Source organism: Serratia sp. 506_PEND (genome assembly GCF_001076875.1).
GTDB lineage: Bacteria > Pseudomonadota > Gammaproteobacteria > Enterobacterales > Enterobacteriaceae > Serratia > Serratia marcescens.
On sequence record NZ_JVEL01000102.1, the window covers coordinates 1 to 13,264 of the forward strand.

A 13,264-nucleotide genomic window follows, 5' to 3' on the forward strand; every position below is an offset into this window, starting at 1 on the left:
AAGCCGGAAAGATAGCGCGGCACGGTTTGTTGCGTGGCTGTCGCCGCCTGCACCGGCGACATTGGCGCGCCGCGTCTGCCGCCCGCCGCGCGGCCCGCTCCCGTTTTACCGGCGGCCTGGTGCGCGCCCGGCGTCGTCCCGGCGGTCGGTTGAACGGCGCTGAAATGGCGCCAGGCCAGAACGGCGACGATGATCGCAATCGCCGCAGCCAGCAGGCGCAGCAGCAGGGAACGACGTTGGGGTTTTGCATTCATGGTGGTGAAAATTCTCTCCAAAAGGCAGGGGCGCGGGCACTCATTGCCACAAAAATGACACTCCTTACAGGATACTAGTTTAGCCAGCGAAGACGGCATAAAAATGAAGGAAATATGGAGGAACCGTCAGCATTGTCTTAATAAGTGGGTGATTTGCGCGTGCTATGTTTATAAGTGATTTATTCCGGCTTATAGCCAATACGTTTTAACGATTTCCTGCATTTGGCGCTAATAATTAACAGGCAAATCATTTAACCCATGGAGCCTTTGTGATGAGCAAGAAACAACTGGGCCGTTCGGGCATTCAGGTGCCGGCGTTGACCTTTGGCGGCAACGTGTTCGGCTGGACGGCGGATCAAGCGACCTCGTTCAGCCTGCTGGATGCGCTGGTGGACAATCAGCTCAACTTTATCGATACCGCCGATGTCTATTCCAGCTGGGCGCCGGGCAACCGGGGCGGCGAATCGGAAACCGTCATCGGCGAATGGCTGAAGAAGAGCGGCAAGCGCGACCAGGTGATCATCGCCACCAAGGTGGGCAAACCGATGGGCGAAGGCAAACAGGGGCTGTCGCCGCGCTATATTCAGCAGGCGGTGGAAGATTCGCTGCGCCGTCTGCAAACCGATTATATCGATCTCTACCAGTCGCACGACGATGACCGCGATACGCCGCTGGAAGAGACGCTGGCGGCGTTCGATGCGCTGATCAAAGCCGGCAAGGTGCGGGCGATCGGCGCCTCCAACTATCAGGCGGATCGCCTGGAAGAAGCGCTGCGGGTGAGCGAGAACAACGGATTGGCGCGCTACGAAACCCTGCAGCCGGAGTACAATCTGTATGCGCGCGAAGGGTATGAAGCCGAGCTGGAAGGCGTGGCGCAGCGCCACGGGCTCGGGGTGATCAATTTCTTCGCGCTGGCCAGTGGTTTTCTGACCGGCAAATACCGCAGCAAAGCGGACGAGGGCAAAAGCCAGCGCGGCGATCGCATCGTCGAACGCTACCTGAACCCGCGCGGTTTCCGCATTCTGGCGGCGCTGGATCAGGTGGCGGGCAAACACGGCAGCTCCCCGGCGCAGGTCTCGCTGGCCTGGCTGATTGCGCGCCCGAGCATCACCGCGCCGATCGTCAGCGCCACCTCGTTGCCGCAGTTGGATGAGTTGGTCAGCGCCACCCGCCTGACGCTGGATGCGGACGACATTCAGACGCTGAACCACGCCAGCGCTGAGTAAGAGTCGCCGGCGATTTTGCTCTATGCTGAAGGAGTCAATATGACTTATTCAGGAAACTGCAATGTCTGGCGATATCATCAACGACCTCGCGGCGCTGGAACAGCTTTACGGCAAACCCGCCGCGCCCTCGGTTTTTAAAGAAGTCAGCTATATCCACCCGGCGTACCGTCCGTTTATCGAGGCGGCGCCGTTTGCCGCCCTCTCGACCGTCGGGCCGGACGGCATGGATGTTTCCCCGCGCGGCGATCCGGCCGGTTTTATCCAGATCGAAGACGAGAAAACCCTGCTGCTGCCGGACCGGCGCGGCAATAATCGCATCGATAGCCTGCGCAATATCCTGCACGATAACCGGGTGGCGCTGCTGTTGCTGATCCCCGGCATCGGCGAAACGCTGCGGATTAACGGGCGGGCGGAGATCGTGGTGGCGCCGGCGGTGCTGCAGCGCTTCGCCTACCGCAACCAGTTGCCGCGTTCGGTGCTGCGCATTCGGGTGGAGGCGGTGTTCTTCCAGTGCAGCCGGGCGATCTTGCGTTCGGGATTGTGGGAAGAGGGAAGCCGCCTCGAACGTTCGGCGCTGCCCAGCCCCGGCCATATTTTGGCCGCGGTGAGCCAAACGCGCTTCGACGGTGAGGAGTACGACAGCGCGCTGCCGCAGCGGCTGAAGGATACGCTGTATTAATCGCCGTGGCGTTCGCGCCACGTTTGCCGGTTCAGCCGGTACAAGACGTGCTGTTGCAGCGGATGGCCCGCCGGCAGACGCGGGTGCAGGAAGGTTTCGCCGTCGAAGCGCATGCCGATGCGCGTCATCACCCGGCGCGACGGCTGGTTATCTTCGGCGGTGAAGGACACCACTTCCGGCAAGTGCAGCGTGTCGAAGGCGCACGCCAGCGCGGCGCGCGCCGCCTCTGCGGCGTAGCCGTTGCCCCAGTGGGCCGCCGCCAGCCGCCAGCCAATCTCCACGCAGGGGGCGCAAGGCAGGTCGTCGCCCGGCCGCGCCAGCCCGACAAAACCGATAAAGGGCGCGCCGCCTTTCACTTCCACCGCCCACAGCCCCCAGCCGTGTTGTTGCATGAAGGCGCGGATGCGTTCGGCCTGCGCGCGGCTTCCCTCGGCCGTCATCGGCGCCGGGAAATAGCGCATCACCTGCGGATCGGCGTTGAGCGCGGCAAAGGCCGGCAGATCGTCATCACGCCAGGGGCGCAGCCGCAGCCTGGCGCTGTCGAGGGTAAGGATGGTCGACATGATGCATAGCCTCCAATGAACAAGGGCGCGGCGAGCCGCGCCCTTGGGCTGTCAACGGAACAGCGTTTGCGCCCAGCGCGCCAGCCCGGCGGTGACCGAGCCGAAGTCGTTGCCGCCGACGATCGGAATGCCTGGCAGCTGCTGTTGCAGCGCGGCGCGCAGCAGGGGTGAGCGCGCGCTGCCGCCGGTCAGGTAGATCACCTGCGGCGCGGTCTGGCTGCTGGCCAGCGCGGCGCTGACCTGCTCCTGAATGCGCATCAACGGCTGCGAGATGGCGTCGGTGAGCTGAGCCTGGCTGATGTTCTCCGCCAGATCGGCCTGCACGAAATTGAGCGGCGCGCTAATGGCCGTTTGGCCGGACAGGGCGATCTTACTCTCTTCGGCCGCCCGCACCAATCGGTAGCTCAGGCGCTGCTGGTACACTTTCAGCAGGCGCTTGACCTTTTCCGGCTCCGCCGCGTCGAGGATCAGATCGCGCAGCACGCGGCCGTTGGCGGCGCTGTAGAAATCGTTTTGCGCCGGCACGTCGTTGGTCGCCACCGCATTCCAGTAAGGCAGCGCCGGCAGGGCGATGCCTTTCGCGGTTTCGCCGCCCAGGCCGAACAGCGGCATCAGCTGTTTGAAGGCCAGCATGATGTCCAGATCGTTACCGCCGACCCGGCAGCCGCTGTGGCCCAGCAGGCTCTGCTGGCGATCGGCGCGGTCGCGCCACTGTGGCCCCATCAGCAGCACCGAGCAGTCGGTGGTGCCGCCGCCGATGTCCACCACCAGCACGGTTTGCTCTTCGCTCAGCGTCGCTTCGAAGTCCAGCCCCGCCGCCACCGGCTCGAACTGGAATTCAATGTCCTTGAAACCGGCGCGTTCGGCGGCGCGCTGCAAAATGCCCTGCGCCTGCCGGTTGGCTTCGTCGCCGCCGATGCCCTGGAAGTTGATCGGCCGGCCGATCACCGCCTGATCGATGCCGGTCTGCAGCACGTTTTCCGCCTGGCGTTTGATGTGGAACATCATGGCGCACACCAGGTCTTCGAACAGCGCGATCTGCTGCGGTTTCAGGCCGTTGGCCCCGAGGAAGGATTTCGGCGAGCGCACGAAGTACACCTCTTCCGGATCTTCCATGTAGTGCGCCAGCGCCTGCAGGCCGAACAGCACGCTGTCGCCGTTGACCGGAATGTCTTCTTCGCGGTTGTAACTGATGGCCCGGCGCAGCAGCTGCTGGTTTTCTTCGCTGCCGGTCGGGATCTGCCAATGGCGGTGCAGGCATTCGCTCACCGCTTCGCGGGTCGGCGCGCACAGCATCGAAGGCAGATAGGGCGCGTTGTTTTCCAGCGTCAACAGCTCGGGGCCGTGGTCGCGCATCACTGCAACGGAACAGTTGGCTGTCCCGTAGTCGAATCCAATAAACATCTCTTTTTTGTCCCCATGCCAATGAAGGGGGGCGACTTTACCCGAGACGGGGCCGGCGGGCAATGCGCCAATGCGCGAGTGTCGAAAAATTTAGCGTGCGCGAACTTTCTCAGTGTGAATAACGCTCAAGCCGCAGCAATGGCACAGTCGGCTATGAAAATGGCGTGCTTCGCCCATCAAGACGCACGCCATTTCTTTATACTCAACAGGTATTCCGAGCGGGGAATGCCTTTCCCTATGACTCTGCGATGAGGATTCCATGACGCGCAACTCTACCTTTCTCATGAATATCGGCTGGCGAACCCTGCTGAAAGATCTGGGACTCCAGCCGACGGATGTTTTACGCCGGGCTGCATTGCCTGAAGATCTGTTGTCACGCACCGCGGAAGGGATCACAACGGAAGAATATTTCCGCTTCTGGCGCGCGATGGAGGAAGGAACGGGCGACCCGTTGTTTCCGTTGAAAATCGTTGCGCTGATGTCAACGGAATCGTTTGACCCTCCGATATTCGCCGCCCTGTGCAGCGCCAATCTGGCGCAAGCTGTCCAGCGGTTAGCGAAATACAAGCAACTTACGGCGCCGATGAGCCTGGAGCTCGCCATCGGCCCTGAAGGCGAAATGACGATTTCACCCCGCTGGCTGTTGGCGGAGGAGGCAGCACCGGCGTCTTTGCTGGTGGCTGAGCTGGCATTTTATGTTCGGCTGGCGCAGCTTGCCACGCGCGAACCGGTAAAAGCGCGCCGTATCACCTTGCCTGAACTGCCGCCTGCAGCCATTTCGCGCCCCTTGGCAGCCTTCTTCGGCTGCGCGGTAACGCCTGGGGCAGGGCCGGGCATTACTTTCTCCTCCGCAGATGCCTTGCGTCCCTTTTTGACAGTGAATGAGGGCATGTGGCGCGTTTTCGAACCCGAGCTGCGTCGTCGCCTCAGTGAACTGGGCGCCACGGCAACCACCGGAGAGCGCGTTTGTGCGGTGCTGCTGGAGTTGATTCCCAGCAATACCGCCGGCATCGATGCGGTGGCGGCAAGATTGGGCATGAGCCGCCGGACGCTGCAGCGGCGTCTGGAAGATGAGGGCGAGAGTTTTCGTTCGCTGAGCAATGGCACCCGGGAAAAATTGGCGCGCCACTATCTTAAGCATTCGACCCTTACCAGCGGAGAGATTGCCTTTTTGCTCGGTTTTGAAGAGCCGAACTCTTTCTTCCGCGCCTTTCACGAATGGACAGGGCAAACGCCGGAAGCGGCTCGCCAGGCGATGCGGCTGAATTAGCCGAGAGGCGCTGTTCACGTTGGCGCATTCTGCGAGTTGATTGGCGCGGTTCGACATGGTTGCGGCAGGGCCCGTCGCTTAAAGTGGACAACATACAGACTGCGCAGGCAGTCGCCAACGCAATCATCCTAATAAGGAGCAGTCAGTATGAAGTCCAAAGTGATCCTGGTGACCGGCGCCTCGTCCGGTATTGGTGAAGCCACCGCCGTCACGTTAAAGCAGCATGGGCACACCGTTTATGCGGCCGCCCGCCGGGTTGAGCGCATGCAGGCTCTGGTTGCCGCTGGCATTCGCGTTTTGCCGTTGGACGTCACCGACGATGCTTCCATGGCGCAGGCGGTAAAGACCATCATCGCCGAAACGGGGCGTATCGATGTGCTGGTCAATAACGCCGGTTACGGCTCCTATGGCGCTATTGAAGACGTTTCTGCGGATGAGGCTCGCGCTCAATTTGATGTGAATGTGTTCGGTGCGGTTCGGCTGACGCAGCTGATTTTGCCGCACATGCGAGCGCAGCGCTCCGGCACCGTCATCAATATTACGTCGATGGGCGGAAAAATACATACGCCGCTGGGCGGTTGGTATCACGGCACCAAATTCGCCTTGGAGGCCATCAGCGACTGTCTGCGCATGGAGGTGCAACCTTTCGGCATCGACGTCGTGGTGATCGAACCCGGCGGCATCCAGAGTGAATGGGCGGATATCGCCGCGGAAAAACTGATCGGCGTTTCCGGCCAGAGCGAGTACGCCGCTCAGGCTCATGCTGTCGCCCACGCCATGGTCAGCGACGCCAGCAAGAAACGGCAATCGCCGCCGAGCGTGATTGCCGATACGATCGCCAAAGCCATCGCCGCCCATCGTCCGAAAACGCGCTATGCGGTGGGGTTTGGCGCGAAACCGTTGATTTTTCTGCGGCGCTTGTTGTCCGATCGCGCCTTCGATGGGCTGATGCGTCGGGCATTGGGGGTACCGCGCCAGGGGCAATAAATCGTCGGGCTGCGGGGCTTTATGTCGGTGGCGGTAAAAATGGTGCGTCTGAACGCTGTTAAGACGCATAATCATTAAAGACAATCGCTAATCTGGACGGCGGGAAGGCGCGTAACTTAATGTCCGAATTCCGCACGTCAGCGCGCCAGCCGAGCCCCATAATGCCGAAAAAACCGACCCCGAGCGTTGCCATGAATACTCAACAGCAAGCGTTGTACGACGCGCTGCGCGCGCGTGACCGCAAATTCGACGGACGCTTTTTCGTCGGCGTCTCTTCAACCGGTATCTATTGCCGTCCGGTGTGCAGCGCCCGCACGCCGAAGCGGGAAAATTGCACCTTTTATCCGAGCGCGGCGGCGGCTGAACTGGCGGGGTTTCGCCCCTGCCTCAAATGCCGGCCGGAGCTGGCGCCCGGTCTGGCGCTGATCGATCTGGGCAACCGTTATGCGCAGGTGGCGGTGCAGCTCATCGAGCAGGGATATCTGTCCGAACACAGCTGCGAAGCGCTGGCGGCGCGGCTGGGCATTTCCGATCGCCATCTGCGGCGCATCTTCGCCGAACAGTTTGGCGCTTCGCCGATCGATTACGCGCAGTCGCACCGGCTGCTGCAAGCCAAGCGCCTGCTGGCGGATACCAATCTGCCGCTCAGCGAGGTGGCGTTCGCCGCCGGCTTCGGCAGCCTGCGGCGTTTCAACGAGCTGTTCAAGGCGCGCTACCGCCTGATCCCGTCAGCGCTGCGCAGCGGCGGCGCGCGCGGTGAACGGGCCGCCGCCAGCGGGCTGGTGTTTCACCTGGGCTATCGGCCGCCCTATGACTGGGAGCGCATGCTGAATTTCTTGCAGGCGCGCGCCGTGCAGGGCGTGGAACGGGTCGACGGACGCCGTTACCTGCGCTCGATCGCCGTCAGCCAGGGCGGCACGGAACACTGCGGTTGGGTCAGCGTGCAGCCGGAAGAGGCGCGCAATCGGGTTCGGGTCGAGATCGCGCCTGCGCTCAGTCTGGTGACGACGGAGGTGTTGCGCCGGGTGCGCCTGCTGTTTGATCTGGACGCCGCGCCGGATCGCATCAATGAGGCGCTGGGCTCGCTGGCGGCCGATGCGCCGGGGCTGCGCCTGCCGGGCTGCGTGAACAGTTTCGAGCAGGCGGCGCGGGCGGTGCTGGGCCAGTTGGTCAGCGTAAAAATGGCGGCGACCTTCGCCGGGCGGATGGCCGAACGCTGGGGGGAAGCCCTGGCGACGCCGCATGAGGGCATCACCCATGTCTTCCCCACCGCAGAACGGGTGGCGCGGCTGCAGCCCGAAGAACTGCGCCCGCTCGGGGTGCAGCTGAAGCGCGCGGCGGCGCTGATCGAGATCGCCCGCGCGCTGGGCGAAGGGCGGCTGCAGCTCGACAACGTGCTGGATATCGAGCGGGGCATCAAGGCGCTGACCGCGCTGCCGGGCATCGGCAGCTGGACCGCCAGCTATATCGCGATGCGCGCCTGGTCGTGGCCGGACGTGTTCCTGGCCGGCGATTATCTGATCAAACAGCGTTTTCCCGGCATGACGCCGCGCCAGATAGAACGCTACGCCGAACGTTGGCGCCCGTGGCGTTCTTACGCCACGCTGCATCTGTGGCACAACGACGGCTGGGCACCGGAAGGGGAGAGTTGAACGCAGAGTTAGCGAGGGGCGTCGATCAGCTGCAGCAAGCGGCTCATGCCCTCGCGCATCAGGAACGCCAGCAGCTTTTCCCGCTCGGCCGGCGTCAGGTGGTAGTAATGCTCGATCCAGACCCGTATCGGATCCTGACGTTTGACGTCGTACTCCGGATGATCGGCCTCGCGCAAGGCCGACAGGCTGCGCGCGCCGAACGGCAGGCTATCGATATGGTATTCCAGCGCTTTGCCCTGTACGCCGCTGCGGCGGCGGCTGACCCAGCCTTCACGCCGGGCCATCAAATTGACCCCTTGCGGAGTTGAAGGCAAGCCCGCCTTACCCATCAGTTCCCTGGCGGAAAACCATTTCTTTTCCATAGTCCCTTATCCCTGAGCCATCACATGCCGAGGAAAATCAACGGATACGCTGATACTCGCATGGGCGCTTCATCTTACTTAATCGTTTAAGCCTCAGGTGTTATTTATATCACTAATCTTGTCTTGGTTAACATAATGTGACGGATGAGGGAATACGGCGTGGTTTGAACGCGGCAAATGGCGGCGGGGGCTCTGTTATTCTGGCGAATCATCAGGGCACGTTTTCAACGATGTCATCCGGTGGAAAGGGCCGGCACAGGGCCGGCTTTTGGCGTATTACAGCAGGAACAGAGTGGCGAGGCCGAGGAAGATGAAAAAGCCGCCGGTATCGGTCAGCGCGGTGATGAGCACGCTGGAGCCGACCGCCGGATCGCGGCCCAGTTTGAGCATGGTCATCGGGATCACCACGCCCATCAGCGCCGCCAGCAGCAGGTTGAGCAGCATCGCCAGCGTCATTACGCCGCCCATCGCCGCGTCGCCGTAAAGCAGCCAGGTGACCACGCCCATGATGCCGCCCCACACCACGCCGTTGATGATGGCGACGCCCAGCTCCCTGAGCATCAGGCGCGAGATGTTGCCGACTTCGATCTGGTGCAGCGCCAGCGCGCGCACGATCATGGTGATGGTCTGGTTGCCGGTGTTGCCGCCGATACCGGCGACGATCGGCATCAGCGCCGCCAGCGCCACCAACTGGGAAATGGTGTGTTCGAACAGGCCGATCACGCGCGAGGCGACGAACGCGGTGCAGAGGTTGATCGCCAGCCAGGCCCAGCGGGTCTTGACCGCCTTGCTGACCGGGGCGAACACGTCTTCTTCCGGGCTCAAACCGCCCATGCGGCGCAGGTTGGTGTCGCTCTCTTCGTTGACGGCGTCGACGATCTCTTCGATGGTCAGGCGGCCCATCAGTTTGCCCTTGGCGTCAACCACCGGGGCGCTGATCAGGTCGTAACGTTCGAACGCGCCGGCCGCTTCATCGGCCTTGTCTTCGGGCTGGAAGGTGGCGGGATCGCTGTCCATCACCTCGCGCACCGGGACCTCCGGGTCGTTCAGCAGCACTGCGGTCAGCGGCAGTTCGCCCAGCAGGGTGTTTTTGCGGTCGGTGACGAACAGTTTATCGGTAGCGTCGGGAATGGTTTTGCGCATGCGCAAAAAGCGGTGCACCGCGCCGAGCGTGACGTCCGGCCGCACCGTCACCAGTTCGAAATCCATCATCCAGCCGACGCTGTCTTTGGCGTACTGGCTCATCTCGCGCACCTGGGCGCGCTGTTCCGGCTCCAGCGAGGTCAGCAACCGGCCCATCAGGTTGCGCGGCAGGTATTGCGCCAGGTAGGCCTGTTCGTCGACGTCCAGCGTTTTGATCGCTTTGAGCAGGTCTTTGTCGCTCATTTCCTCGATCAGGCTGTCCCAGACCGGTTCTGCGACTTCCACCAGCGTCTGGCCGCGCTTGCTGTTGCCCACCAGCCGCCACAGCGCCATACGTTCGTCTTGTGGCAGCGCCTCCAGCAGGTCCGCAAGGTCGGCGGCGTGCATGTCGTCCAGCAGGCCGGTGATTTCCGCCGTCTGGTTCAGCAGTTCGCTTTGGCTGAGGGCGTGTTCATCCCCTGGCCGGCCGAGAATGCCGTCGACCAATTCCTTATTGTTCAACAGCAGAGTGAGAATGCGCTGGCGGTGTTCAGCGACTTTTTTGACGTTATGGGTTGCGGCTGACATGGTGTTCCTTAACGGGCGCTCGGCCTTCCTGACGCAGGCTCATTAAAAGATAGAGCATAGCGAGTGCCGGCGTCATTTTTATGAAACGGACGGGGCGCGGCGGTTATTCAGAGGAGGCGTCCTGTTGCGGGGCGCTGACTTCGGCGGCGTTTTGCGCAGCGGCCTGCTTTTTTTCCTGATGATGAGGCACCGCCACCACGGCGGCGTACAGCAGTCGGCCGACTAAAATGATAAAGCTGATAAACAACACTATCTTCGTCATCTGTCCGGTGGTTTTCTTGCGCATATATCACCCGGTATGCCGGTATCCTGTGTTATTCGCTCGAGAATTTGTAACCGGATTTTAGGCGCTGATGACAAAAGTTGTCCATTTTTTTCCGGCGTGCGGCGCGGCGTATTAGGGTTTCGTTTAGGTTGACGGGGCGGGGCGGAAAGAAAAACCCCCTGGCTGGCAGGGGGCGGGGATCAGGCGGAGCGCTGTTCGTCTTGCGAGCCTTCTTCGTCGATCAGCAGCTTCCAGCCGACGACGTCGTTCCAGTAGGCCTGCTCGCGCTCGAAGTCCAGCTGCACCAGGTTGTTCTGCGCCAGGTAGCCGGCCGGGAAGCGCAGCGTCCAGTGGTTGTCGTCGGTGGTCAGGCGCAGCGTTTCCGGCGTGGTGGTCGACTGCCGCTGGTTGTTGAGCAGGGTGCTCAGACGCAGCAGCTGGATCAGCGGCAGGTAGTGTTTCTTCTTGAACAGATTGAGGCGCGGCAGCTCTTCCAGCTTGATCGCTTTGCGGTGGAAACGCACCAGCGCCGCCAGCAGCAGCTGCTGTTCCTGGTTGAAGCCGGGCAGGTTGGAGTTTTGCAGAATGTAGGCCGAATGGCGGTGCATGCCGCTGTGGTTGATGCTCAGCCCCACCTCGTGCAGCATGGCGGCCCATTTCAGCAGGGCCTCCAGCTGCGGATGCACCAGCTTGGTGTTTTGCGCCATCCACTGCGAGTAGAGCAGCTCGGTGGTTTCCAGCACCCGCTTGGCCTGTTCGCGGTCGATGTTGTAGTGATCGGCCAGACTTTTGGCGGTGCGGCTGCGGATGTCCTGGTGGCGGAAGCGGCCTTCCATTTCATACAGCACGCCTTCGCGCAGCGCGCCGTCGGACAGGCGCAGATCGCGGATCGCCAGCGCGTCGAACACGCCGCACAGGATAGCCAGCCCCGGCACGAATACCGATTGGCGATCCTCCGACAGCCCCGGCAGGCTCAACGAGCCGAAGCTTTTGAACTGCAGCACCTGTTCGGCGAGCATTTCCAGGCGATCCAGGGTGATGAGACCGTCTTTTTCGCCCATCGCCACCAGCACTTCGTGGGCGGCCTTGATGGTGCCCGAGGCGCCCAGCGCGTACTGCCAGCCCTGAATGCGGTACTGCCAGGCCAGCGTTTCCAGCTTCTGCGCCGCCGCCAGCCGCGCGCGGCGGAAGTTGTTTTTGCTGATCTCGCCGCCCGGGAAGAACAGCTGGGCGAAGCTGACGCAACCCATGCGGCGGCTTTCCGCCAGCAGCGGCTCGAAGTCTTCGCCGATCACCAGCTCGGTGGAGCCGCCGCCGATGTCGATCACCAGCTTGCGGCCCTTCTCCGGTTGGGTGTGTTCCACGCCCATGAAGATCAGACGCGCCTCTTCCTGGCCGGCGATGATTTCGATCGGGTAGGGGATCACTTTGGCGGCGCGCTTGAGGAACACTTCAGCGTTCACCGCCTGACGCAGGGTGTGGGTCCCGACGATGGTGACGTTATCCGCCGGGAAGCCCTGCAGCCGTTCGGCAAACAGCGCCAGGCAGGCCAGGCCGCGTTCTATCGCCTCTTCACTGAGTACGTTGTTGCTGTCCAATCCGTCGGCGAGATGCACCCGCTGTTTTAAACGGCCCAATACCTGTAAGGCGCCGTTGACGACGCGGGCGATCACCATGTGGAAACTGTTCGACCCGAGGTCGATGGCGGCGATTTCCTGCGGTTTGTTCGTTGCAGTGTTTTTTAGCGGCATAGTTGCTGGCCTACTGTCCTGGTTGTTCCAGAGCTTTTAAATACTCGTAAATAGCCACCTGGGCGCGCACTTTGCGGCGGTTGCCGCGCGGCACGTACTGGTTGCTCAGTTCTTTATCCACATAACGGGCCTTGACCGTATCGCTGAACAGGATCTCCAGAATGTCCAGAACGCGCTGTTTCAGCGCCGGATCCAGCAGCGATACCGCCACTTCGATACGGTAATCTATGTTGCGGGTCATCCAGTCGGCGGAGGACAGATACACCCGTTTGTCACCTTTGTTGTCGAAAACGTAAACCCGATCGTGTTCCAAAAAGCGATCGACGATGCTGATCACCTGAATATTGTCGCTGATCCCCGGCAGGTTGGGAATCAGGGAACACATGCCCCGCACCAGCAGACGGATCTTCACGCCGGCGCCGGACGCGGTATATAACCGATCTACCAGCCCTTTATCCACCAGATTATTTATTTTCAACATAATGCCGGCCTGTTCCCCGGCCTGGGCGTTGGCGATTTCGTTGTCAATCAGCTCATACAACTTCAGGCGCGAGTTCTGCGGCGACACCATCAGGTTGTCGAAGGTGACCGGCCGGTAGGGGTTCTCGATAAAGTTGAACACCCGGCGCACCTCGTTGGTGATGCGCGAGTCGGCGGTCAACAGCGAATAGTCGGTGTAGATGCGCGCGGTTTTTTCGTTAAAGTTGCCGGTGCCGATATGAGCATAGCGCACAATTTCATCGCCTTCACGGCGCGAAATCAGGAACAGTTTGGCGTGGATTTTCAGCCCCGGCGCGGAGAAGATCACGTGTACGCCGGCCTCGGTCAGGCGCTTCGCCCAGTGAATGTTGGCCTCTTCGTCGAAGCGCGCCTGCAGCTCGACCACCACCGTGACTTTCTTGCCGTTGTGCGCGGCGTGGATCATCGATTCGATGATGCGCGAGTCTTTCGCCACGCGGTAGATGTTGATTTTGATCGCCAGCACGCTCGGATCGAACGACGCCTGGCGCAGCAGCTCCAGCACGTGCTCAAAGGTGTGGTACGGGTAGTAGAGCAGCACGTCTTTTTCGCGAATGGCGTCGAAGCCGTTGCGGAAACCGTCGAACCAGATGTGGCGCAGGCGCGGCAGCGGCTTGTTGAC

Annotated in this window: 12 protein-coding genes and 1 pseudogene; 5 read left to right on the forward strand and 8 right to left on the reverse strand. The window is 61.8% G+C overall.

The annotated features are described in order from the left end of the window. A pseudogene (locus ADK28_RS02960) lies at nt 1-254 on the reverse strand (multidrug transporter subunit MdtA); the annotation flags it as partial. 272 nt (nt 255-526) lie between these two features. Here ADK28_RS02960 and ADK28_RS02965 point away from each other — a divergent pair. Further along, nucleotides 527-1,480, forward strand: coding sequence for an aldo/keto reductase (locus tag ADK28_RS02965; RefSeq protein ID WP_033632388.1), 954 nt, complete (start codon nt 527-529; stop codon nt 1,478-1,480). A 61-nt stretch (nt 1,481-1,541) separates the two neighbouring features. Further along, nucleotides 1,542-2,159 (forward strand): pyridoxamine 5'-phosphate oxidase family protein, encoded by a 618-nt coding sequence (locus ADK28_RS02970; protein ID WP_048794836.1) that lies wholly within the window; start codon nt 1,542-1,544, stop codon nt 2,157-2,159. On the opposite strand, the gene ADK28_RS02975 is transcribed toward ADK28_RS02970, so the two are convergent. After that, entirely contained in the window at nt 2,156-2,722 is a 567-nt protein-coding gene (locus tag ADK28_RS02975) for a GNAT family N-acetyltransferase (protein ID WP_016926712.1), read from the reverse strand. The genes ADK28_RS02970 and ADK28_RS02975 overlap by 4 nt on opposite strands. A gap of 51 nt (nt 2,723-2,773) precedes the next feature. Next, on the reverse strand, nt 2,774-4,126 hold the full coding sequence (gene yegD / locus ADK28_RS02980) for a molecular chaperone (protein WP_048794837.1): 1,353 nt from the start codon (nt 4,124-4,126) through the stop codon (nt 2,774-2,776). A gap of 259 nt (nt 4,127-4,385) precedes the next feature. On the opposite strand from yegD, the gene ADK28_RS02985 reads away from it, so the two are divergent. The 3 genes from ADK28_RS02985 (at nt 4,386) to alkA (ending at nt 8,035) form a co-directional block, all read left to right on the forward strand. Next, nucleotides 4,386-5,396, forward strand: coding sequence for an AraC family transcriptional regulator (locus ADK28_RS02985; RefSeq protein WP_048794838.1), 1,011 nt, complete (start codon nt 4,386-4,388; stop codon nt 5,394-5,396). A 147-nt stretch (nt 5,397-5,543) separates the two neighbouring features. Further along, the gene (locus tag ADK28_RS02990) at nt 5,544-6,383 is read left to right on the forward strand and encodes an oxidoreductase (RefSeq protein ID WP_033639657.1); all 840 of its coding nucleotides are present in this window, start codon (nt 5,544-5,546) and stop codon (nt 6,381-6,383) included. 161 nt (nt 6,384-6,544) lie between these two features. Beyond that, nucleotides 6,545-8,035, forward strand: coding sequence for a DNA-3-methyladenine glycosylase 2 (gene alkA, locus ADK28_RS02995; protein WP_048794839.1), 1,491 nt, complete (start codon nt 6,545-6,547; stop codon nt 8,033-8,035). A gap of 8 nt (nt 8,036-8,043) precedes the next feature. On the opposite strand, the gene ADK28_RS03000 is transcribed toward alkA, so the two are convergent. The 5 genes from ADK28_RS03000 to ppk1 all read right to left on the reverse strand — a co-directional run. Continuing rightward, on the reverse strand, nt 8,044-8,397 hold the full coding sequence (locus tag ADK28_RS03000) for a DNA-binding protein (RefSeq protein WP_048794840.1): 354 nt from the start codon (nt 8,395-8,397) through the stop codon (nt 8,044-8,046). 276 nt (nt 8,398-8,673) lie between these two features. After that, complete coding sequence (gene mgtE / locus ADK28_RS03005; RefSeq protein WP_048794841.1) at nt 8,674-10,107, reverse strand: magnesium transporter; 1,434 nt, start codon at nt 10,105-10,107, stop codon at nt 8,674-8,676. A 103-nt stretch (nt 10,108-10,210) separates the two neighbouring features. Continuing rightward, nucleotides 10,211-10,393, reverse strand: a complete 183-nt coding sequence (locus tag ADK28_RS03010; protein ID WP_004941600.1) for a YfgG family protein — start codon at nt 10,391-10,393, stop codon at nt 10,211-10,213. 179 nt (nt 10,394-10,572) lie between these two features. Next, the gene (ppx, locus tag ADK28_RS03015; RefSeq protein ID WP_016926719.1) at nt 10,573-12,123 is read right to left on the reverse strand and encodes an exopolyphosphatase; all 1,551 of its coding nucleotides are present in this window, start codon (nt 12,121-12,123) and stop codon (nt 10,573-10,575) included. A gap of 10 nt (nt 12,124-12,133) precedes the next feature. Further along, nucleotides 12,134-13,264 (reverse strand): polyphosphate kinase 1 (gene ppk1 / locus ADK28_RS03020; RefSeq protein WP_048794842.1); only part of this gene is annotated, 1,131 nt, incomplete at its 5' end.